Genomic DNA, 21,650 nt, shown 5'->3' with positions numbered 1-21,650 from the left:
GACGTCTACGGCGTACGCGCCGCAGCCCAGACCTCGACGCGCTCCGCGCCCGCGGCGCGGCAGGCGCGCGCGAGCTCGTCGAAGGTGGCGCCGGTGGTCATGACGTCGTCGACGAGCGCGACGTGCTGGCCGGCGAGGTCGGCGCGCACGGCGAAGGCGCCGCGCATGTTGCGACGACGGGCCGCGCGCGACTGGCCGATCTGGTCCTCTGTCGGGCGGGTGCGCCGCGCGCCGTCGAGGTCGAGGGTGATGGCGCACTCGCGCGCGATCACGCGCGCGATCTCGACGGCCTGGTTGTAGCCGCGCCGCATCAGCCGCAGCGGGTGCAGCGGCACCGGAATCAGCCGCTCCGGCAGCGCTGCGGCGCGAGCGCGCAGGCGTCGTGTCATCAGCTCGCCGAGCAGGCGCGCCTGGGCGAAGTCCGCGTGGTACTTGAGCGCGTGCACGCCGTGCTGGATCGGCGGCTGCAGGCGGAATGCGGCCCAGGCTGTGTCGAAGCGCGGGGCGCGACGCAGGCAGTCGGGGCAGGTGCCGGGCGCGGCCATCGGCAGCGCGCAGCGCACGCAGGCGGCATCGTTCCACGGCAGCTCGAGCGTGCAGGCGTCGCACAGCAGCGGGCCGCCGGTGGCGTCGTCGCAGATCCGGCAGCGTTGCGGCAGCAGGCGCTCGATGAATCCGTCAACCATGAGGCCGGTCTTCCGGTTGACAACTCACGGTTGCCGGCGGAACACTGCCGCGGCTCGCGCGCTTCCGGCGGTGAGCCGACATGCTGTATTTCGCTTTTAAGTTCAACAAATCATCACGGCTTGCCTTGGCCGCGGGGCGGGCGAGCCGGTCGGGGAAACCACGATGTCCGTAGCTGCCAATGATCATCCGCATGTGCGCCACGACTGGCGCCGCGAGGACGTCGAGGCGCTGTTCCGCCTGCCGTTCAACGATCTGCTGTTCCGTGCGCACAGTCTGCATCGGACCTACTTTGATCCGAACCGCGTGCAGCTGTCGACGCTGTTGTCGATCAAGACCGGCGCGTGCCCGGAGGACTGCGCCTACTGCCCGCAGTCGGTGCGCAACGACACCGGCCTGCCGCGCGAGGCGCTGATGGAGGTCGAAGCGGTGCTCGAGGCGGCGCGCGAAGCCAAGGCCAACGGCGCGACGCGCTTCTGCATGGGCGCGGCCTGGCGCTCGCCCAAGGACCGCGATCTGAACAAGGTCGAGGCCATGGTGCGCGAGGTCAAGGCGCTGGGCATGGAGACCTGCGTGACGCTGGGCATGCTCAAACCCGAGCAGGCCGGGCGCCTTGCCGATGCCGGGCTGGACTACTACAACCACAACATCGACACCTCGCCGGAGTTCTACGGCAGCATCATCACCACGCGTACCTACGAAGACCGGCTGAACACCCTCGCCAACGTGCGCGACGCCGGCATCAAGGTCTGCTGCGGCGGCATCGTCGGCATGGGCGAGCAGGACAAGGACCGCGCCGAGCTGCTGCGCCAGCTCGCGATCATGCAGCCGCACCCGGAATCGGTCCCGATCAACAATCTGGTGCAGGTCGAAGGCACGCCGCTCAAGGGCGCCGAGGAACTCAACCCCATCGAATTCGTGCGCACGATCGCGGTTGCGCGCATCCTGATGCCGAAGTCGCATGTGCGGCTGTCGGCGGGGCGCACCGAGATGTCCGACGAGATGCAGGCGCTGTGCTTCTTCGCCGGTGCCAACTCCATCTTCTACGGCGACCGTCTGCTGACGACCGAGAACCCGCAGAATCTCAAGGACCGCGCGCTGATGGCGCGGCTCGGCATCGAGCCGCAGGCGGGCGAGGTGGCGGAGGCCGACGCGCACGGCGAGGTCGCCGGCTGCGCGTCGGCTGCGCAGGCGGCCAGCGACGGCCCGCACGGCGCAAGGGCGGCGTAAGCCCATCCCCGGATGCGCGGCGCCGCGTCGCTGCATCTGCTGTTCGGCGCACTGCTCGCCCTGGTCGTGGTCGAGCTGGCCGGACCGCGGCTGCTTCACGATCCGGACCAGCGCCTGATCGACGCCTCGGTGCAGCGTCACGCCGCATCGCGCACCCCCGATCCCGACATCGTCGTCGTCGACATCGACGAGGCCAGTCTCGCGCGCCTGCAGGACGAGGCCGGCAACTGGCCGTGGCCGCGCGCCGTGTATGCCGAGCTGGTGCTGGGCCTGCTCGCGCAGCAACCGCGGGCAATCCTGTTCGACATCCTGTTCGCCGAGGCCGACCGTTTCCGCCCGGAATCCGACGCCGCCTTCGTCGCCGTGCTCGAAGGGCAGGATCGCGTCTACCTGCCGATGCTGCGGCTCGACCCGGCCGACGACGCGCGCGGCCTGGCGCTGGCCGAGTTCGGGCCGCTGCTCGGTGCCGACCGCAGCGCAGGGGCCGATCCCGCCGCGCGCGCAATGCTGCTGCCGCCGGCCGCGGTACCGGCCGGGCTGTGGCGGACCGGGGTGATCAACTTCGTCGAGGATGTGGACGGCGTCGGCCGGCGCTATCCGCTGTACGTCGACATCGACGGCTGGCGGTTGCCGTCGCTGCCCGCCCGGGTCGCACGCGATCTCGGCTACGAGGTTCCGGACGGCGACACGCTGCTGCTCGACTGGCGCGGCAGTGCGGCCCGCAGCTATTCGCGCGTCTCGTTCGCGGACCTGTACATCGATTTCCAGCGCCGCCAGCGCCAGCGTCCGCCCGACGAGTTCCGCGACCGCATCGTCATCGTCGGCACGGCGGCGTCGGGGCTGCGCGATCTGCGCGTCACGCCGCTGGGTTCGCTGTATCCGGGCGTGGACATCCTCGCGACCGCACTGGACAACCTGAAGAACGGCGACGCGATGCGGCCGGCGCCGGCGTGGTGGCCCGCCGCCGCGGCGGCGCTGCTGCTCGGATCGCTGTGGCTGGCTTTCCTGTGGCACCGCCATGCCGGCGTGATCGGCGTCGGGCTCGCACTGGCGACGCTGGTGCTGCTGCTCGGTGCGCATGCCGCGGTCGGCGCCGGCTGGCGCGTCCCGGTGATGCTGCCGGTGCTGGCCGCCTGGGCCGGTTATGTCGGCGGCGCGCTGCTGGCCTACCTGCGCGAGAAGCGCGCGCGCGAACAGGCGGTGCGGCTGTTCGCGCGCTTCCTCAATCCCGAGGTCGTCGACCGCCTGGTCGCGCGCGGCGAGACCGTCGAGTCGCTGTCCGGGCGTGCGCACGAGATCAGCGTGCTGTTCTCGGACATCCGCGGCTTCACGACGCTGTCGGAGCAGCGCACGCCGCAGCAGGTCGTCGACCTGCTCAACCGCTACTTCAGCCTGCAGGTGGCGGTGGTGTTCCGCCACGGCGGCACGCTCGACAAGTTCATCGGCGATTGCATCATGGCGTTCTGGGGCGCGCCGATCGCCGACGCCCGCCACGCGCAGCGGGCCGTGGCCTGTGCCCTGGAGATGCAACGGACGCTCGCGGCGTTCAAGGCCGAGTACGCGACCGAGCTGGGCGAGCTGGCGGACGGTTTCGACATCGGCATCGGCATCCATTCCGGGCCGGCGGTCGTCGGCTTCATCGGCGCCGAGCAGAAGCTGGAGTACACGGCCATCGGCGACACGGTGAATCTCGCCAGCCGCATCGAGGGCATGACCAAGGGGCTGGGGCGGATTCTGGTCTCCGCCGACACCGTGGCCGGATGTGCGAACGGCGCCCGGTTCCGGTCCCGCGGTTCGTATACCGTCAAGGGCCGCCAACAGGCGGTGGAGTTGTTCGAACCGGAGCAGGACGCATGAGGGCAATCGGAAGGATGTGGATCGCCGCCGGGCTGGCGCTGTGGGCCGGCGCAGCGGCAACGCAGGAATCGGGAATCACCATTCGCGCCGTGGCGCTGATGGACGCGCCGTTCATCGACGCGACGACACTGGTCGAGCTGCCCGAGCAGACGGCACTGACCGTGCTGGCGCGCCAAGGGGCATGGATGCAGGTGAGCGCCGGCGAGCACAGCGGCTGGCTGCGGTTGCTCGCCGTGCGCCTCGACGGCGGCGCGCGCGCACGCGGCGACAGCGGCGTCGGCAAGGCGGTGAACGTGGCCCTGTCGGGATCGAGCGGTACCGCGGTCGCAACCGGCGTGCGCGGTCTCGACCAGGAACAGATCGCCACGGTCGAGCCGGACCTCGCGGCTGTCGATGCGTTGGACCTCCACGCTTCGACGCAGGACGACGCCCGCGCGTTCGCGGCGCAGGCGCCGGTGCTGGTGGCGCAGACCGTCAAGGAGCTGAAACGATGAGCCGCGCCGGTTTGCGGTGGGCCCTGCTGGGCCTGGTACTGATCGCCGGTCCGGCGCTGGCGCAGCTCGACGTCGGCAAGCTGTTCGGTGCCGCGAAGAAGGCGGTCGACGTGGTCACGACCAAGAGCGTCGACGAGGAACGCGAGATCGGCCGGCAGTGGGCGGCGACCCTGCTCGGCGCCGCGCCGCTGGTTCGCGACGAGGCGCTGCAGCAGTACGTCAACCGTGTCGGCCTCTGGGTCGCCCTGCAGAGCGAGCGCCCGGATCTGGCGTGGCGATTCGGCGTGCTCGACTCGCCCAACGTGAATGCCTTCGCGACGCCCGGCGGCTACATCTTCGTGACGCGTGGCCTGCTGCTGCGGCTGCGCAACGAGGCCGAGCTGGCCGGCGTACTCGCACATGAGATCGGTCACGTGGTCGCGCGGCATCACCTGAACGCGATCCGCAAGGCCCAGGGCCTGAGCCTGGGCGCCGACCTGCTGTCGGAGTTCGCGCTGAAAGGGCGCGGCGACGAGACGGTCAACGAACGTCTGCTCGGCGGTGTGCGCGAGGTGCTGACCCGCGGCCTCGACAAGGGCGACGAATACGCGGCCGACCGCATCGGCGTCGTGCTGGCCGCGCGGGCCGGCTACGACCCGTTCGGCCTGCCGTCGGTGCTGCAGACGCTGCAGGCGATGGACGCACAGGACTCGACGCTGGCGCTGATGTTCGCCACGCATCCGCGCCCGGACGCACGCCTCGATGCCCTGGACAAGTCGATGGGCACGCAGCTCGACGGTCTCGGTACGCTGTCGCAGGCCGAAGCGCGCTTCCTTGCGCTGCGGGGGCCCTGAGCCGATGCCGCCGGTGCAGCCCATGGAAACGGATCGCCTCGACACGCGATTGCGGCCCCAGCTCGAGCGGCTGCGCGCGGCCGACCTGTACCGCGTGCGGCGCGTCGTCGACGGCGGCCACGGCGTACAGATGCGCGTCGACGGCCGTGCCTGCCTGAACTTCTGCAGCAACGACTATCTGGGGCTGGCGACCGATCCGCGCGTGGCCGAGGCCGCACGCGCCGCACTGGCTCGTGACGGTACCGGCAGCGGCGCGTCGGCGCTGATCTCCGGCCACAACCGCGAGCATCGCGCACTGGAAGATGAGCTGGCCGCGTTCGTCGGCCGTCCGCGGGCGCTGCTGTTCTCCACCGGCTGGGCGGCGAACCTGGGCGTGCTGCGGGGCCTGCTCGGCAAGCACGACGTGCTGGTCGCCGACGAACTCAACCATGCCTCGCTGATCGATGGTGGGCGGCTGTCCGGCGCGCGCTACCTGCGCGTGGGGCACGGCGACGTGCGCGGCTTCGACGCCGCGCTGCGCGTCGCGCAGGACGAGCACCCGGACGCGCTGCGCCTGCTGGTCACCGACAGTGTGTTCTCGATGGACGGCGACCTGGCGCCGCTGCCGGAGCTGTCGCGCCTGTGCGGCGAGCGCGGTGCGGCGCTGATGGTCGACGATGCCCACGGCCTGGGCGTGCTCGGTGCGCGCGGGCAGGGGGCCTGCGAGCTGCTGCAGGTGCAGCCTGACATTCACGTGGCCACGCTCGGCAAGTCGCTGGGCTGCGCCGGTGCTTTCGTCGCCGGCTCGGACACGTTGGTCGAGTTCCTGGTGCAGCGCGCGCGCAGCTGGGTGTTCTCGACCGCGCCGCCGCCGGCGATCGCCGCCGCGGCGCGTACCGCGCTGCGCATCGTTGCCGGTGCGGAGGGTGTGGCGCTGCGCGAGACGCTGCGCGCGCACATCGCCTACTTCCGCGAGGCCTGCGCCGCGCTCGGCGTGCCGCTGATGGCTTCGCAGACCGCGATCCAGCCGCTGGTGATCGGCGCGGAGGCGCGAACGCTGGCGATCTCGCGCGCGCTGTTCGAGCGCGGCTACTGGATTGCCGCGATCCGCCCGCCGACGGTGCCGCGCGGCACCGCGCGGCTGCGCATCACCCTGACCGCCGCGCACACGCGCGCGCAGATCGACGGCCTAGTCGAAACGCTCGCCGGCGCGTGGCACGACGCGCGCATGTCCGCCGCCTCGCCGGCGACGGCCAAAGCGTGAGCACGTACTTCATCACCGGCACCGACACCGGTGTCGGCAAGACGCATGCGAGCTGCGCGCTGCTGCGGCGCGCGCGCCATCAGGGTTTGCGCGCCTGCGGCTACAAGCCGGTGGCGTCGGGCTGCGAGCGCACGCCCGACGGTCTGCGCAACGAGGATGGCCTGGCCCTGCTGGCCGAATCGGCACCCGGGCTGAGCTATGCGCAGGTCAACCCGCTGGCGCTCGAACCGGCCATCGCGCCGCACGTCGCGGCGCGGGAGGCCGGCATCGTGCTCGACCCGGCGGCGATGAGTGCCGGCCATGATGCGCTCGCCGCGGCGCACGAACTGGTGCTGGTCGAGGGCGCCGGCGGCTGGCGCGTGCCGCTGAACGACACGCTCGGTTTCGACGACTGGGTGGCGGCGCAGGGCTGGCCGGTGGTGCTGGTCGTGGCGATGCGGCTGGGCTGCATCAACCATGCGCTGCTGAGCGCGGAATCCATCCTGCGGCGCACGCGGCTGGCGGGCTGGATCGCCAACCGCGTGCCGCCCGAGATGCCGCGCTGGCGCGAGAGCCTCGACACACTGGTCACGCAGATCCCGGCGCCGCTGCTGGGCGTGCTGCCGACGGGTCTCGATCCCGATGCCGCGGCCGCGGCGCTGACCCTGCCCGGCTGAACGCTACGGCGCCGATGCGCCCGCGGGCCGCTGCGGAATCATCACGAACTGCTCGCGCCGGTAGCCGGCGGCGACGAGGCGGTCGAACAGGGCGTCGAGCGTTGCAGGATCGAGCTGCGGCGTGCGCGCGTAGATCCAGCCGAGGTCGCGGTCCGGCGTGCCGACCAGGGTGTGGCGATAGTCCTCGTCCACGTACAGCACGTGGAACGAGAACCACAGCGGCCAGAAGAACTGTGCCTTCCAGTGCGCGTTGGTCGTCGTGTCGACGATCTTCGCGACGCCGGACATCTGTTCGAGCGGCGCGTGGAGGCTGCCGTCGCGGAAGAAATACAGATCGTCGATGCGCCCGTCATCGCGCGCGTGGTACTCGACATAGCTGCCGACATCGCCACGTTCGCCGATGTACGGAATGTTGGCGATGATGTACCAGCGGCCGAGAAAGCGCTCGACGTCCAGCGGCTGCGCCGGTGCCGGCAGCGGGGCTTTCGGTGCACTGGCGCAGGCCGTCAGCAGCAGGATGCAGCACAGCCACAGCGTTCTCATGGCATCTCCCGGAGGGTGGATCGAGGGTGCGACAGCCGCGCGTCGCGTCGCCGCGTGTTCATGGGGGTGAAGCGCCCGCGTCGGCATTCCGTGCGTGCCACTGCGTGCGCTGCTCCACCGCGTCGCGCGTCCACGAACTCTCGTCGCCCGCGGTGCGGCGCAGGGTGACGATGGCCTGGTCGATGAGCTGTTCGGCCTCCGCGCGTTCGCCGAGCGCCCACAGCGGCCGGGCGAGGAAGAACTGCGCGATCGCCATCGTGGTGTCGTCGACGCCGGCCTTCTCCATCCCCACGAGCGTCCGGCGCATGAGGGCAACCGCCTCCTGATGCCGGTCCAGCTTGTAGTAGTACTTGGCGAGATTGGTGGCGTCGATCAGCGTGTCCATCGCCGTCTCGCCGACGGTGCGCCGCTCGACTTCGTAGACGCGCTCGGCCCACGGCAGTGCTTCCGCGGTACGGCCGGCCTGGTCGAGCGTCATCGCGTGGAAGGTCATCACGTTGCGCGTGCGCTCGTGGGCCTCGCCGAACAGGCGCAGACGTGCTTCGAGCGTCGGACGCTGCAGCGCCAGCGCACGCTCGTAGTCGCCGAGGCCACGATCGACATAGGCCAGGTCGCTGGCGGCGCGCAGCGTCTCGTCGTGCTCGGCGCCGAGCACGCGCGTCGAGAGGCGGTGCCGACGCGCCATGTACGGGCGGGCCTCGTCGAAGCGTTCCGCCTCTGCCAGCACGGTGCTGACCGCGGTGAGGCCGGGCAGCGTGCGCACGTCATCCTCGCCGTACAGGCGCGTGAGCACCTCGAGCGCCGCCTTGCCTTCCGCGAGCGCCTCGTCGAAGCGCTGCAGCTGGCGGAGCACTTCGGCGCGCAGTCCGATGACCCGCGCCGCGTCCGGACTGGTGGCGCCGGTCAGCGCGATCAGTTCCGGCTTCACCGCGTCGATCTCGGCGAGCGCGACATCGAAGCGCCACGCGTAGAAATCGATCGTCGCCTGCAGCAGGCGCGCGCGCAGGCGCACGTGAACGTCCGCCGATGTGCCGAGCTCGGCCAGCAGCGCCGTGGCCGGTTCGGTCTGGTCGCGCGTCACCCAGAGCTGCGCCTGCGCGAGCCGTGCCCCTTCACGGATCGACGGCGGCGCGGTGGCGATGGCCAGCGTCCGCTCGAGTTGCTCCTGTGCCGGGTCGAGCGCGCCCAGGCCGGCATACGCCTGCGCGATCGCCAGGCGGATGGCCGACTCCTGTTCCGGGCGGCCGTCGAAGCGCGTGCCCGCCTCGGCGGCGGCCGCGTCCAGCAGCGCGCGCACCGACAGATCGGCCGCGCCCGAACGCAGCGGGTTGGCCTGGCCCAGCAGGTCCTCGACCAGAAAGGCGTTGACCGTGCGCGCGACGGCGGCCTCGCGCTCCGCGCGATCACCGGCGGCCTGCGCGGTGTCGCGCGCGGCGCGCACCTGCAGCAGCAGCGCGGCGGTGACAACGCTGGCCAGACCGAAGACCATGGCCACGCCCGTGGCCCAGCGTCGGCGCAGGCGGGCGCGGTCCAGCTCGTGCCGCAGCGTCTCGGCTTCGGCGCGTGCGCGCGCGCGTTCGGCGGCCTCCGCGCGCTGGCGGCTGCGCGCGTCGCGGCGCGCGTCGAGCTCGCGCAGGCGACGCGCCAGCTCGGCCGCGTCGGTGAGGCGTTGTGCCGCGGCGCCGGCGGCGGCATCGGCGATGTCCTCGCGCAGCAGTTCGTCGTCGACCTCGCGCTCCCAGCCCGGGGCCAGCGGCCGGCTCAGGTCGCCGACGATGACCTGGTAGAGGATCACGCCGAGCGCGTAGACATCGGTCTGCGCGGTCGGCTGCTGGCCGGCGAGCAGTTCCGGCGCGAAGTAGGCCGGCGTGCCGCTGGTCGGGTCGTCGGTACCCTGCGCGCGCGTGAAGCCCATGCGCGTGATCTCGAGCTGTTCGATGCGCGCGAGGTCGATGACGCGGCCGCTGCCGAAGTCGGCCAGGCGGATCTGCGGCGTGCCGCCGTCGCCGACGTGCACCAGCAGGTTCGAGGGCTTGAGGTCCTTGTGCAGCACGCCGGCGGCGTGCGCGGCGGCGAGCGCCTCGGCGGCCTGCGCCATCAGCGCGATGCGCTGTTCAAGGGGGGGCGTCGCGAGTCCGCCGCGCGCCTGCGCCCAGTGCGCCAGCGAGCCGCCGTTGGCGTACTCGGATTCGATGAAGTACGGCGCTTCCTCGAGGTTCCAGTCGAGCAGGCGGGTGATGTCCGGCCGTTCGCCGTGGGTCTCGCGCAGCACGCGGAACAGCGTGATCTCGCGCTTGAGCGCGCCCAGCCCGGCGGCGTCGAGCCCGAACTTGAAGACGCGGCGCTCGCCGGTCTTGTCGTGCTGCGCGAGCCAGACCTCGCCGAAGCCGCCGCCGCCGATCGACTCCACGAGCCGCCAGTGCGGGCGCAGCGGCGGCGTCTGCCCGGCGCTCAAATCCAGTCGCGGCACGCTGCGGACCGGCCCGACAACCTCGACCGTCACCGGCGCCACCAAGCGGTAGCCGAAGCCGTGCACGGTCTTGATGATCTGCTGGTCCTGGTCGCCGAGCCCCTGGCGCAGCTTGGCCATGGTCTTGGTCAGCACCGACTCGGACAGGATGCGGCCGGGCCAGACGCCGTCCTGCAGCTCGTCCTTGGTGACGACTTCGCCGGCCTGGCGCAGCAGGTAGACCAGCAGGTCCAGCGGCTTGGGTTCGAGACGGACGACCGCGTCGTGGACGATCAGCTCGAGCGTGCGGGCGTCGAGCGAGCAGTCGGCGAACCGGTAGACGACGCCGCGCTCGCCGCTGGCGGCCGCGCGCATCGATCCTGTGCCGTCTTCCGATCCCGCTGAGGCCATCGCGCCCTGTCCGGCATTCGCGAGTCCGGATGATAGCGGCTCGGTCCGATCCACCGGACCGGGCCGCGCGTGCGCACGGCGTGCAGCGTGACCCAGCGCACGCCAGCCTCGCTGCGAAGCCATTCTTCGGGAAAAAGTAGGAAATCGGTCGGGACCCGGCGCGGGGCCTCCCCTAGCGTCACCAGGCCGGCCACGACCCGCCGGCGATCGCTCCCGGAGGGACCCGACATGCGACATCTCCTTGCCCCCCTGATGCTGGCCGCCGCGGCCGCCGGCCCCTGGTCCGTCGCGCAGGCCCAGCTGCTCGGCGGCGTCATCGGCGACACCGTGACGTTCTCGGCGTCGGTGCAGACCAGCGCCAGCGAGGTCTACGGGTTTCCGGCCGGACCGCGCCGCTGCTATCCGGGACAGGAGCTGGTGACCACGCGCGTCTGCAGCGATGCCGACACCGCCGCCAGCACCCAGCCGGGCGAGACGATCGCCACCCTCAGCTTCATCGAGCCGCCGCTGAACACGCCGCCGAATGCGCGGGTGCAGGGCGACGGTGCGGCCTTTCACGATGCGCAGACCACCTCGCGCGGCTACCTGAAGCGCTACGAGGCGAGCGTCGATGCGCTCTCGCACATCACTGGACCCAATCGCGGCGACATGGAGGCCGATGCCACTGCCGCCACCGGCGTGGAATTCGCGGTCCTGAGCCTGCTGCGGCCGACGGTCGCGCAGCTGAGCGGCACGCTGCGCGTGCGCGCGACCGATCCGCAGCAGACCTTCATCGAGCCGGCCTTCCAGGCGGCGTATCCGGGCCTGCTGCTGAAGCTCGAGCGCGTCGGCGGCGAGGTCGTGTTCCAGGCCTCAGTCGCGCCGGTGCCGGGTGGCGAGTTCGCGGAGCTGGCCGTCGACGAGACGCTGACGCTCGCCAACGGCCGCTACCGGCTGAGCCTGGTCAGCGGCGCGCGCGTGATCCACCTGAGCGCGGTGTTCGCGTCCATCGGCAACGGCAAGGTCTCGGAGGCGCAGGCCGGCGGCGAGTTCGTGCTGACGCTCGACAACCACCTGCTGCGCCTGCTGCCCTGAGCCGACCGTCCGCCCCTCGCCGGAGACTGCCATGAGCCCGCGCATCCTGACCGCCGCGCTGCTGATCGCGCTTGCGCGCACCGCCGCTGCGGCGCCGGCCGATCTCGCGACCGAGTTCGCCGCGGAGGCCGCCGTGCCGGGCTTCCTGGTGCCGGAGGGCCTGACGACGCGCGGCAGCTTCGCCGACGTGCTGCCGCTGGCCGACGGACGTGTGCTGCTGGTGACGGACTCCGGCCCGGGCGGCACGAGCAACAGCGTGCCGGCCGCGCTGATGCTGCGCGGCGACGGCAGCGTCGACACCGGCTTCGGCAGCAACGGCGTGTTCAACCAGGACGTCATCGCCGGCGTGAACGTGGACGGTTTCGTGCGCGTGCGTGCGACGGCCGACGGCGGCTTCGTTGTGCTCGCCGCGCGACAGAACGACGACCAGCTCGACCTGATCAAGCTCACGCCAGCCGGCACGCTGGACACCGGCTTTGGAGAGAACGGTCGCGCCTCGCTTCCGGCGGCCACGCTGCCGGGGCCGGGCGGCGCGTTCCAGAGCACCGTCGTCGCGCAGCCGCTGGTCGTGGACGCGCAGGACCGCATCCTGCTCGCGACGGCGTACCGGCGCCCGGCTGCGCCGGGCGACAGCAGTCAGCGCGGGGTCTTCGCCGTCTGCCGCTTCCTGCCGAACGGCCAGCGCGATCCCGATTACGGCACTGGCGGCTGCGCGACGCAGGCGCCGGCCGACGGCATCGCGATCACTGCGGGCGAGCAGTTCAGCGCGATCCGCGGCCTGGCGCTGGCCGGGGACGAGGTGATTCTCACCGGCGACGCCGTCGTCGACGGCATCGGCGGGCGCTTCGGCGCGGTGCGGCTGCGTGCCGACGGCACGCTGGATCCGGCCTTCGGCGACGGCGGCATCCTGCGGCGTGCCCCCGGAACCCGGCCGGGGCTGGCCGGCAGCACCGACGGACTCAGCGCCGGCCTGGGCGTGGCGGTGAGGCCGGACGGGCGCCTGCTGTTCGTCTTCAGCAGCTCGACTGCGGCCGGCTTGTTGCAGCTGCGCGCGGACGGCACGCCCGACACCGCATTCGGGCAGGGCGATGGCGTCGCCAGTCGCGCGGGGCTCAACGACCAGGACATCGCCACCGGTCCGGGACCGTTCGCCGCCGTGGCAGGCGACGTGCGCGGTCTGGTGCTGCAGCCCGACGGCAAGGCGCTGGTGCTGTCGCGGATCAGCGTCGGCGGCAGCGATCCGTTCACCGGGGCGCAGGTCGGACGCTTTCTCGCCAGCGGACTGCAGGACACCGGCTTCGGCGAGATCAGCACCTACGTGCGCGGTTCGCAGAACAGCATCACCGCGAACGTATCCAGCTTCGCGCTGGCGGCGGACGGCGCCGTGTTCGTCACTGGCGGACGCGGCGGCGCGACCGCCAACCCGGCCGCGCCGTTCGTGGCCAAGCTGCGCGGCGGCGCCTCGCTGCCGGTTCGCGCGCAGGATTTCACGCTCGATGACCCCGTGGGCGTGCCGCCGGCGAGTACGGTCACGTCGAACCCGATCACCATCGCGGGCCTGCCGGACGGCGTGCCCGCGCTCGCGCGCATCGTCAACGGCCGCTTCACCATCAACGGCGCGTCGGACGGCTCGGGCAACGACAGCATCCGCCTCGTGCGCAACGGCGACGTCATCGTCGTGCAGCACACCAGCGCGCCGGGGCCCGGCGCGCGCACGATCTCGCGGCTGATCATCGGGGCGGACGACGATGCCGTCGTCGAGAACTTCATCTCCACGACCGTAGGCCCGCTGGCCTGCCTGCCGGGCGAGCTGGACGGGAGCTTCGCGCCGGGCGATGTCGATGGCGACGGCCCGCGAGCGCAGGTGCTCGACGGTGTGCGCGTGATCGACCTGGGCACCGGCGAAGGCGCGCCGACGCAGGTGCTGGCGCTGCCGGACAGCCGCGTGCTGCTCATCGCCGGACGTCCCGCCGACTGGCGCCTGGCGCGCTTTACCGCCCAGGGCGAACCCGATCCGGAGTTCGGCGCCGGCAGCGGGCAGGGGGTCGGCCAGGCACGCGTGGACCTCGTGGGCGATGTGGACCTGTTCAGCAACGGCGCGCAGCTGGCGGCGCAGCGCCTGGCCGACGGCAAGCTGCTGATCGCCGGGCAGGGCACGCGCACAGGCGCCGGCACCGGCTTCGCCGTGGTGCGCCTGTTCGATGACGGCCGCGTCGATGCCAGTTTCGGCGCGGCCGGCGTGGCCTTCCTGCCGCACAGCGCGTTCCCGACCACGTTCCGCAGCGGGCCGACGTCGCTCGTCGTGCAGGACGACGGACGCATCCTCGTGGCGGGACTGCACGAGCCGAATGCCGGCAGCGTGCTCAGCGACTTCGTGCTGTGGCGGCTCAATGCCGACGGCAGCCCGGACGACGGCTCGGCGGCGGACCGCACGCCGGGCGATGGCTTCGGCATCAACGACGGCGACCCCATCGACGGCGCCGTCGTCAGCCGCCAAGCGCGCGGCGCGCAGAACGCCGTCGTGCGCCTGCAGGACGGCCGGCCGGTGCTGATGGTCGCGGCCGGCAACCCCGGCGGCGGCTTCGTCGAGGGGCACTACTTCTACCGCTTCGGCGTCGACGGCAATCCGGACCCGTCGTTCGGCACGGCCGGCGAACGCATCGTGCCCGACACCAACCCGAACCTGTCGCTCTCCGGACGCATCGATCTGCAGGTGCTCGAAGACGGGCGCCTGCTGTTCACCTCCGGCGTGGTCGCGCTGGGCCAGCTCACCGCGGACGGCGATCCCGATACCGGCTTCGGCGTCAACGGCGACGGCCTGATCCTGCGCGACTTCGGCGGCGCCGGCGGCAGCGGCGCGCAGGGGCTGGACGAGCTGACCTCGGCGCTGCGCAGCCTCGCCGGCGAGGGGCTGCTGCTGCAGCCCGACGGCAAGCGGGTGGTGCGCGGCGCCGCCGGGTTCCAGGGACCGATGCAGCTCGCACGCTTCTTCGCCGACGGCACGCCGGACCTCGGCTTTGCCGACGACCTGGTGCAGATCGCCACGGTGCAGTTCGGTCATCGCAACGTCTTCGGATCGATCGCCTCGGCGATCGATCCGCTCGGGCGCATCGTGATCGTCGACCAGGACGCCGACATCGGTGGCGGGGGCGAGGGGGGCAGCCGCAATTCGGATCACGTCATCGCGCGGCTGTGCGGCGGTGCCAGCGTCAGCACGCGCGTCTCGCCGTTCACGCTCGAGGATCGCAGCGGCGTCGCGCGCAACAGCACGCAGACCTCGAACACGATCACCATCGCCGGCCTGCCGGACGGCGTGCCGGCGCTGGTGCGCATCGTCAACGGCACCTACTCGAAAGGCTGCGGCAGCGGCTTCACGTCGGCGATGGAGAAGGTGGTCAACGGCGACACGCTGTGCGTCCGCCATGTCGCCGCGAGCCTCGACGGGACCTCGGTCACCACGACGCTGATCCTCGGCGCCGATGCCGACGAGTTCCGCGAAACCTTCGTGACGACGACGGGCGGCGTGGCGCCCAGTCCTGCCCCGACGCCCACGCCCACCCCGGCGCCGACGCCCACACCGACGCCGAGTCCAACGCCGGCCCCAACACCCACACCCACCCCGACCCCGATCCCCAACCGCGCGCCGATTGCGGTCGACGACGCGGCGACGCTCGACGAGGACGGACGCATCGACCTGAGCGTGCTCGCCAACGACCGCGATCCCGACGGCGATGCGCTGACCCTCGATGGCTTCACCCAGCCGGCCGCCGGCACGGTGACGCAGCTGCTGCCGCTGCAGGTGCTGCGCTACACGCCCAACCCCGACGCCAACGGCAGCGACAGCTTCGTCTACGCCGTGCGCGACGGCCGCGGCGGCGTCGCCAGCGCGCGCGTGAACCTGACGATCCGCCCGGTGAACGATGCGCCGGTGCTCGGCGACGACCGGTTCGAGATGTTTGCCGGCAACGTGCTGACCGCCGACGTGCTCGCGAACGATCGCGATCCGGAAGGCGAGCCGCTGTCCGGGGCCGGCGGCACACCGCCGGCGAACGGACAGGCCGGCCTGTTCCCGGTGGACGGACGCCTGATGCTGCGCTACCAACCCAATGCCGGTTTCACCGGCGACGACACGTTCGCCTATCGCCTGCGCGATCCGGCGGGCGCCGTCGGCAGCGCGAACGTCACGGTCACGGTGCGGCCGCGGCTGCCGTCCGGGCAGCTGCGCCTGGTTGCCGGACGCTTCGAGGACACCGGCCCCAGCCGCAGCCAGACCGCCTCGCTGGGCAATCGCGTGCTCACCTGTGCGCTGCGCGAGCAGCAGGACGATGGCGGCATCGAGGCGCGGATCACCGACGCACTGACCAGCGTGACCGGCCCGGGACTGCGCACGCTCGCCTGGGCGGACGGTGAGTCCGGCGCACGCTGTGCAAGCGTCTTCGTCGGCGAACAGCCGCGCGCCAGCACGCCGGCGCTCGCCGGGCTGCGGCTGGTCGATGACCGGGACGGCTCCGTCGCGCCCCCGCGCACCACCGCGCCCGAACAGTCAGCGCGCGTCGAGGTGGCCGCAGAGGCCGTCACGGCCGGCGCCGCGTTCTTCGTGCGGACCGTCCAGCCCGGGCGCGAGCCGCTGATCGAGGTCAACGAGTCGGCCGGCAGCATCCGCCTGCGCGTCGCGCGCGCGCCCGCGTCCGTTGCCGGAGCAGTGCGCGTGCTGCACGCGCAGGTCGAGGGCGGCACCACGGCGGTGGCCGGCGTCGATTTTGCGCCGCTCGATGCGCGCGTGACCTGGGCGGCCGGCGAGAGCGATGCGCGCGAGGTCGAGCTGCGCATTCTCGACAACGACATCCCCGGGCAGGCGGCACGGCAGCTGCTGGTCGTGCTGGCCGACGACGATCCCGCGGATGCCGACGGAACCGGTGTGCTCGCGCAGCCGTACTACGTGCTGATCCGCATCGCCGACGACGACGGTCCGGCGCCGTCTCCCACGCCGACGCCGACCCCTACAGCTGCCCCGACGCCGTCTCCCACGCCGACGCCGGCCCCTACAGCTGCCCCGACGCCACCTCCCACGCCAACGCCGACTCCCACAGCTGCTCCGACGCCGTCTCCCACGCCGACCCCTACAGCTGCCCCGACGCCGGCACCGAATCGCCTGCCGGTGGCCCGCGACGACAGCATCAGCGTGGCCGAGGACGGCGTCGCGGACATCGCGGCGCTGGGCAACGACATCGACCCGGACGGCGATCCCCTGTCCATCGGCGGCATCGATCCGCCGGCGCACGGCAGCGTGACCCTGCTCGCGCCGCTGCGCGAGCTGCGCTACACGCCGGACCCGGACTTCAACGGCACCGACCGTTTCGCCTACACCGTGTCCGACGGTCGTGGCGGCACGGCGTCGGCGGTCGTCTCGGTGCTGGTCACGCCGGTCAACGATGCGCCGGTTGCGGCTGCCGACCGCTTCCGCGTGACCGACGATCCGACAGCGGTGACGCTCGACGTGCTGGCCAACGACGTCGATGTCGATGGCGATGCGCTGCGCGTCGTGGCTGTCACACCGCCCGCGCGCGGCGCCGCGATCCTCCTCACCGGCGGAGCGGGGATCCGCTTCGAGCCGGCGGCCGATGTCATCGGCGAGCTGACACTGGACTACACCGTCGCCGACGGCCAGGGCGCGACGGCGCAGGCCACGGTGACGATCGAGGTCGTCCGCGGCGAACGGCCGAACGGCGAGCTGCGGTTCCAGGCCGCGACGCTGGCCGCCCTCGGCGGCCCGGGGGTCGGGGATTTCGTGCTGAACACCTTGCGCCCGGCCTTCGGTTGCCTGCTGCGCGACGAGGGTTCGCGCGGCGCGGTGAGCGTGCGCGTGGACCGCCAACAGGTCGGCGCCGTGGCGCCCCAGCCGCAGCGCAGCGTGCAGTGGGATGACGGGGACCGCGTGCCGCGCTGTCTCGCCCTGCAGCGCGATCCGGATCGGCGCCTCGATGCGGTCTACGCGCTGGCCGATCCGCGCGGCGGTGCGCGGCTGGGCGCGCCGCGCACGCTGCGCCTGCGCACCGAGGAGTTCGCGCCGATCGGCAGCGTGCGCTTCCGCGATCCGCCACGGCTGGCGTCGACCAACTACGCCGCGGTCGATGTCGCCGAGAATGCGGGTACCGTCACCTTGCAGCTGCTGCGCACGGCCACGGCGACCACGCCCGCGGCGCGGGTGCGCGTGATGACCGGACTGCTCGCCACCGATCCTGGCCCGGCCCAGCCGCAGCAGGATTTCGAGCCGCTGGACCGGGTCGTCGAGTTCGCGCAGGGGCAGACCGAGGCCACGGTGACGGTGACGATCCTTGACGATGCCGAGCGCGAACAGCGCGCGCCCGAGGAGTTCTTCGTGTTCCTCGCCGACGCGGACGGCTCGGCAACCACGGCGGCACCCAATGCGCTGCGCATCCGCATCGTCGACGACGACGCCGACACCGGCCCGGCCGGCAACCGCGCGCCGATCGCCGTGGACGATCGCGTGGAGATCGTGGCCGGTACGCCGGAGGTGTCGATTGCGGTGCTCGCCAACGACCGCGACCCGGACGGCGATGCGCTGACGATCGAGGCGCCGGCGGCGACGCCGGGCGGCACGCTGGTGGTGGCGGCGGACGCGATCCGCTACCGGCCCGCCGACGGCTTCACCGGCCAGGACGGCTTCAGCTACACCGTGCGCGATCCGTCCGGCGAGGTGGCGACGGCGCGCGTGGAGATCGTGGTGACGCCGCGCGACGACCGCGTCGGCTTCATCGGCAGCCCGGTGCTGCGACTCGCCGAGGGCGAGACGCAGGCCCTCACGGTGGCGCGCACGGCGCAGGGCACGAACCTGCCGGCGGCCAGCGCGACGCTCGCGGTCACCGCCGGTGATGGCAGTCGCCTGCGCATCGATCCCGCCGCGGTGCGCTGGGCGGCCGGCGAGACCGGCGAACGCCGCGTGTCGGTCGAGGCGCTCGACGATGCCGAGGTGTCGGATGTCCGTGCCTTCGTCGTCGCGCTGACCGGGGTGGAAGGGACGAGCGTCGGCACCGCCGTGCAACGCCGCGTCATCGTCACGGACGATGACCTGCGCGTCGGCTTCGAGGCGCCGGCGTTCTCGCACGCCGTTGCCGCGGGCGATGCCGCGCCGGTCTTCATCGAACGCAGCGGCCGGCTCGGCGTGCCGCTGGCGGTGACGCTGACGCCGCAGCTGCCCGACGGCGTCAATGCGCGCGGCTGCGTGCCGGCGGCCAGCGGCGGCACGCCGGTCTTCTTCGCGGCGCCGACGCGGGCCGTGTTCGCGCCCGGTCAGTCGCGGCTGCGCGTGGACCTGCCGCTGCGCAGCAAGGCACCGGCGGACACCTGCCGCTATGCGCGCGTGGAACTGTCGACCGACGCGCCGTCAGCACAGCTTGCCGTGCCCTCGGCCGAGGTCGTGCTGGAGTCGGCGGACGCGCGCGTCGTGGCCTTCACCAGTGCGCTGCAGACGGTGCGCGAGGGCGACTGCGCCGCGCAGGCGGTGCTTGCGGTGGCGTCGACGGCCACGCGCGGGCTGCCGGTGTCGCTGGGCTTCGCCTACACGCCGCTGGATGCTGAGCCGGCCGTGGACTTCGTCGACGCGCCCGGCCAGCTCGAGGCCGCCGCGGCCGACGATCGCGTCGGCCTGCCGCTGCTGCCGCTGGACGACGCGCGCGTCGAGCCGGTGGAGCGCTACCGCATCCGCGTGCTGGGCGATCCGGACGCGGCGGTGCCGGTCTTCGTCGGCACGCAGGACACGACGACCGTCGCCGTGCTCGACGACGACACCGCGGTCATCGGTGTGCCGGTCGGTGCCGGTGCGCCGCAGACGCTGCCGGCCGCAGCGCTGTTCTCGGGGTGCGAGTTGACGGTGCCGGCCGATGTTGCGGTGCTGGTGTTCGGCGCCGAAGGCGTCGACCCGGCGCCGGGAACCGTGCCCAAGGCGGCCGACGGCACGACCAGTCATGCGTTCACGATCCGCACGGTCCCGGACGGTGACGCGGGGGCGATCCGCGGGGCGGCGGTGCTTGCGGAGTTCCGCGTCGATCCGGCGCTGTCGAATCCCGGCTATTACGCCTGTTCGGACCGCTGCTATCCGCTGGAGGCCGCGCGCAGCGCCGATGGCGAGCGGCTGCGTGTGGTGCTGGAGGACGGCGGTGTGGGCGACGCGGACGGTGTCGTCAACGGGCGCATCGCGCATCGCGGTCGCATTGCGCCGGCGGGCGCGCTGCCGATCGAGCCGCCGGACCCCGTCACCCCGGTCGGGTCCGAGACCAGCGGCGGCGGCGGGGCGATGTCGCTGCCGCTGCTGGGCTGGGCCGTGCTGGCGGCGCTGATGGCAGCGTTGATGCCGGCGCTGCGCGGCGGCGCCGCGAGCCCTACGGCTGCGGGGCTTTCGCGGGGCCCCAGAGTTCTTCCAGCCGCTGGTCGCGGCCGCAACCCCAGCGGTAGTAGCGATACCGCAGGGGATTCTTCTTGTAGTAGTCCTGGTGATAGGTCTCGGCCGGCCAGAAGCGCGTGGCCGGCAGGATCTCGGTGACGATGGCCGGACGATCCGGATACTGCTTGGCGAGCGCGTCGCGCGTGCGTTCGGCGCTGGCGCGCTGGGCGTCATCGAGCGCGAAGATCGCCGAGCGGTACTGCGGTCCCTTGTCGCAGAACTGCGCATTGGCGGTGTAGGGGTCGACGTTGCGCCAGTACACCGCCAGCAGCTCGTCGTAGCTGACGCGCTGCGGATCGAAGTGCACGCGCACCGCCTCGACGTGGCCGGTGCCGCCGGACGAGACCTGTTCGTAGGATGGGTTGTCGACGCGACCGCCGATGTAGCCGGATTCCGCCGAGGTGACGCCCTCGACCTTCTCGAAGTCGGATTCCGTGCACCAGAAGCAGCCGCTGGCGACGATGGCGACGCCGTCCCCGGCCTGCGCCAGCGGCGCCAGCAGCATCAGGCACAGTCCCCAGGCCGCGCGCCTCACGAGCGCAGCTCCGGCAGCGGTTCGCCCTCGGGCACGAAACGCAGCGCCAGCCCGTTGTTGCAGTAGCGCAGTCCGGTCGGCTGCGGGCCGTCGTCGAAGACATGGCCCTGATGCCCGCCGCAGCGCCGGCAGTGATACTCGGTGCGCGGGATGATCAGCAGGAAGTCGCGCTTGGTGTCGACGGCGCCGTCGAGCGGCTTCCAGAAGCTGGGCCAGCCGGTACCGGATTCGTACTTGGTGTCGGCGCTGAACAGCGGCTGGTAGCAGGCCGCACAGACATAAGTGCCTTTGCGCTTCTCGCGGTTGAGCGGGCTCGAATGCGGACGCTCGGTGTCCTCTTCGAACAGCACCGCCCAGGCGGCGGCGGCGACCTTGTCGCGCCAGTGTTCGGCCGGCAGGCCCAGCGTGCCGAGGCCGCGACCGGCCGCTTCGGCCTGCCGGCAACCGGCGAGGGCGCCGGCGCCGAGCGCGGCGAGAGTCGACAGCAGGTCGCGTCGGGTCATCGAAAAGCTCCTTGGACTCGGGCTTACGCCTGTATACGGTGATTGGACGCAGCCGGCAGGGTAGAGTTCAGGCCGGTTTGCCTCAAAGTCTTTGCGAGAGTTTCCGGGCATGGACTACAATCCCGCGGCTTCGAAATCGGTGGTTTCGTCGATGGCGTCCGCAGACGCCGAATCCCGGCTGGTAATCGGTCCGAATGCCTCGCTGAGCGTACGCCAGGCGTGGTGGTTCATGGGCGCGACCTCGGTTCTGGGGCTCGGCATCGCGATCGGCATGGCGGGCCTCGGTTTCTGGCCGGTGATTCCGTTTGCCGGACTCGAGCTGTCGGCGCTGGGCGCCGCCTTGTACGTGTCGGTGCGACGCAACCGGTACCGCGAGGTCGTGGTGATCGGCCCGCGACGGGTGTATGTGGAGTTCGGCATGCTCGGCCGGGGAGTGGCCAGCGCCGTGGAACTGCAGCGCGGCCCGACCCGCGTGCTGCTGGAGCCGGGCGGCAACCGCAATGCGCCGAGCCGGCTGTTGTTGAGTTCTGGGGGTCAGTCGGTGCGCATCGGCACCTGCCTGACCGAGGATGAGCGTCGCGCACTGGCGACGCGCATCCGGCAGTTGCTGACGCCGGCCTGGAGTCCGGCGTGATCGGGGCGCGAGCCCTGGCAGGACGAGCTTTTCGGAGAGTGAT

13 protein-coding genes and 1 pseudogene are annotated in these 21,650 nt (G+C 72.2%); 9 read left to right on the top strand and 5 right to left on the bottom strand.

Features of this window, described 5'->3' with window-relative positions:
• Window positions 1-5: 5 nt before the first annotated feature.
• Window positions 6-686 (bottom strand): ComF family protein, encoded by a 681-nt coding sequence (locus C8D93_RS08435; protein ID WP_110264710.1) that lies wholly within the window; start codon window positions 684-686, stop codon window positions 6-8.
• 163 nt (window positions 687-849) lie between these two features.
• On the opposite strand from C8D93_RS08435, the gene bioB reads away from it, so the two are divergent.
• From bioB to bioD, 6 genes are read left to right on the top strand one after another with little or no spacing between them, the layout of a single operon-like run.
• Window positions 850-1,914, top strand: a complete 1,065-nt coding sequence (gene bioB, locus C8D93_RS08430; RefSeq protein WP_110264709.1) for a biotin synthase BioB — start codon at window positions 850-852, stop codon at window positions 1,912-1,914.
• Window positions 1,915-1,926: 12 nt separating this feature from the next.
• Window positions 1,927-3,771, top strand: coding sequence for a CHASE2 domain-containing protein (locus C8D93_RS08425; RefSeq protein ID WP_211307264.1), 1,845 nt, complete (start codon window positions 1,927-1,929; stop codon window positions 3,769-3,771).
• Window positions 3,768-4,265, top strand: a complete 498-nt coding sequence (locus C8D93_RS08420) for a hypothetical protein (RefSeq protein ID WP_146216551.1) — start codon at window positions 3,768-3,770, stop codon at window positions 4,263-4,265. Before C8D93_RS08425 ends, C8D93_RS08420 begins: the two co-directional genes overlap by 4 nt.
• Complete coding sequence (locus C8D93_RS08415; protein WP_110264707.1) at window positions 4,262-5,098, top strand: M48 family metallopeptidase; 837 nt, start codon at window positions 4,262-4,264, stop codon at window positions 5,096-5,098. The genes C8D93_RS08420 and C8D93_RS08415 overlap by 4 nt, the downstream gene beginning before the upstream one ends.
• Window positions 5,099-5,120: 22 nt before the next feature.
• Window positions 5,121-6,341 carry an 8-amino-7-oxononanoate synthase gene (bioF, locus tag C8D93_RS08410; RefSeq protein WP_110264812.1) on the top strand — a complete coding sequence of 407 codons (1,221 nt, stop codon included), beginning with the start codon at window positions 5,121-5,123 and terminating at the stop codon, window positions 6,339-6,341.
• The gene (gene bioD / locus C8D93_RS08405; RefSeq protein ID WP_110264811.1) at window positions 6,338-6,997 is read left to right on the top strand and encodes a dethiobiotin synthase; all 660 of its coding nucleotides are present in this window, start codon (window positions 6,338-6,340) and stop codon (window positions 6,995-6,997) included. The genes bioF and bioD overlap by 4 nt, the downstream gene beginning before the upstream one ends.
• A gap of 3 nt (window positions 6,998-7,000) precedes the next feature.
• Here the strand turns inward: bioD and C8D93_RS08400 are convergent, their stop codons facing one another.
• Both C8D93_RS08400 and C8D93_RS08395 read right to left on the bottom strand, forming a co-directional pair.
• Window positions 7,001-7,540 (bottom strand): lipocalin family protein, encoded by a 540-nt coding sequence (locus C8D93_RS08400; protein WP_170123962.1) that lies wholly within the window; start codon window positions 7,538-7,540, stop codon window positions 7,001-7,003.
• Window positions 7,541-7,598: 58 nt separating this feature from the next.
• Window positions 7,599-10,364, bottom strand: coding sequence for a protein kinase domain-containing protein (locus C8D93_RS08395; protein ID WP_170123961.1), 2,766 nt, complete (start codon window positions 10,362-10,364; stop codon window positions 7,599-7,601).
• Window positions 10,365-10,628: 264 nt separating this feature from the next.
• Here C8D93_RS08395 and C8D93_RS08390 point away from each other — a divergent pair, with 264 nt between their 5' ends.
• Both C8D93_RS08390 and C8D93_RS20935 read left to right on the top strand, forming a co-directional pair.
• Window positions 10,629-11,474, top strand: coding sequence for a hypothetical protein (locus C8D93_RS08390; protein WP_146216550.1), 846 nt, complete (start codon window positions 10,629-10,631; stop codon window positions 11,472-11,474).
• A gap of 31 nt (window positions 11,475-11,505) precedes the next feature.
• A pseudogene (locus tag C8D93_RS20935) lies at window positions 11,506-18,225 on the top strand (Ig-like domain-containing protein); the annotation flags it as partial.
• 1,648 nt (window positions 18,226-19,873) lie between these two features.
• Here C8D93_RS20935 and msrA read toward each other — a convergent pair.
• On the bottom strand, window positions 19,874-20,440 hold the full coding sequence (msrA, locus tag C8D93_RS21120; protein WP_110264810.1) for a peptide-methionine (S)-S-oxide reductase MsrA: 567 nt from the start codon (window positions 20,438-20,440) through the stop codon (window positions 19,874-19,876).
• Window positions 20,441-20,466: 26 nt separating this feature from the next.
• Window positions 20,467-20,973, bottom strand: a complete 507-nt coding sequence (gene msrB / locus C8D93_RS08375) for a peptide-methionine (R)-S-oxide reductase MsrB (protein WP_110264702.1) — start codon at window positions 20,971-20,973, stop codon at window positions 20,467-20,469.
• A gap of 109 nt (window positions 20,974-21,082) precedes the next feature.
• Between msrB and C8D93_RS08370 the strand changes: the two genes are divergently transcribed.
• Complete coding sequence (locus C8D93_RS08370; protein WP_146216549.1) at window positions 21,083-21,607, top strand: DUF2244 domain-containing protein; 525 nt, start codon at window positions 21,083-21,085, stop codon at window positions 21,605-21,607.
• Window positions 21,608-21,650 lie beyond the last annotated feature (43 nt).

Origin of the sequence: Sinimarinibacterium flocculans, from assembly GCF_003201205.1 — a bacterium.
GTDB classification, from domain to species: Bacteria; Pseudomonadota; Gammaproteobacteria; order Nevskiales; family Nevskiaceae; genus Solimonas; species Solimonas flocculans.
Note: the sequence above shows the minus strand (reverse complement) of the source record. Positions and strands in the feature narration are given on the sequence as shown.

What these genes read in the sequence shown, in the direction of transcription:
- C8D93_RS08435 (WP_110264710.1), bottom strand. Translation starts at nt 686, where the DNA reads ATGGTTGACGGATTCATCGAGCGCCTGCTGCCGCAACGCTGCCGGATC.
- bioB (WP_110264709.1), top strand. Translation starts at nt 850, where the DNA reads ATGTCCGTAGCTGCCAATGATCATCCGCATGTGCGCCACGACTGGCGC.
- C8D93_RS08425 (WP_211307264.1), top strand. Translation starts at nt 1,927, where the DNA reads ATGCGCGGCGCCGCGTCGCTGCATCTGCTGTTCGGCGCACTGCTCGCC.
- C8D93_RS08420 (WP_146216551.1), top strand. Translation starts at nt 3,768, where the DNA reads ATGAGGGCAATCGGAAGGATGTGGATCGCCGCCGGGCTGGCGCTGTGG.
- C8D93_RS08415 (WP_110264707.1), top strand. Translation starts at nt 4,262, where the DNA reads ATGAGCCGCGCCGGTTTGCGGTGGGCCCTGCTGGGCCTGGTACTGATC.
- bioF (WP_110264812.1), top strand. Translation starts at nt 5,121, where the DNA reads ATGGAAACGGATCGCCTCGACACGCGATTGCGGCCCCAGCTCGAGCGG.
- C8D93_RS08400 (WP_170123962.1), bottom strand. Translation starts at nt 7,540, where the DNA reads ATGAGAACGCTGTGGCTGTGCTGCATCCTGCTGCTGACGGCCTGCGCC.
- C8D93_RS08395 (WP_170123961.1), bottom strand. Translation starts at nt 10,364, where the DNA reads ATGCGCGCGGCCGCCAGCGGCGAGCGCGGCGTCGTCTACCGGTTCGCC.
- C8D93_RS08390 (WP_146216550.1), top strand. Translation starts at nt 10,629, where the DNA reads ATGCGACATCTCCTTGCCCCCCTGATGCTGGCCGCCGCGGCCGCCGGC.
- msrA (WP_110264810.1), bottom strand. Translation starts at nt 20,440, where the DNA reads ATGCTGCTGGCGCCGCTGGCGCAGGCCGGGGACGGCGTCGCCATCGTC.
- msrB (WP_110264702.1), bottom strand. Translation starts at nt 20,973, where the DNA reads ATGACCCGACGCGACCTGCTGTCGACTCTCGCCGCGCTCGGCGCCGGC.
- C8D93_RS08370 (WP_146216549.1), top strand. Translation starts at nt 21,083, where the DNA reads ATGGACTACAATCCCGCGGCTTCGAAATCGGTGGTTTCGTCGATGGCG.